We start from the raw sequence: 301 nt of genomic DNA, 5'->3' as shown, positions 1-301 counted from the left end.
CCTTACGCCATCGCGGGCACGGTCCCGGCAGGCCGGGACGGACGGATGGCAGAGCCCGAAGCGAACGGCTCGATCGTGCAGGCCGGTGCGCCGGGCGGCGCGGCCTGGGCGCCGCTGCTCGACGCGATGGGGCCGGCCCTGCTGGCTGACGGGTCCCGCCCTGGCAACCCGATCCTGAAGGCCAATCCCGCTTCCCTGAGCCTGACGGGCTTCGCGCCGCACGAGATCACCGGCCGGCCCCTCGCTACCCTCGCGACCGGGACGCTGCCGCCCCCGGGCCCGGACGGGACCCGCGAATTCC

Annotated in this window: 1 pseudogene; it reads left to right on the top strand. The window is 76.1% G+C overall.

Annotation, left to right across the window (positions count from 1 at the left end):
* Positions 1–45: 45 nt before the first annotated feature.
* A pseudogene (locus ACLBXP_RS25690) lies at positions 46–301 on the top strand (hypothetical protein); the annotation flags it as partial.

It is taken from the genome of Methylobacterium sp. A54F (assembly GCF_053346035.1).
Note: the sequence above shows the minus strand (reverse complement) of the source record. Positions and strands in the feature narration are given on the sequence as shown.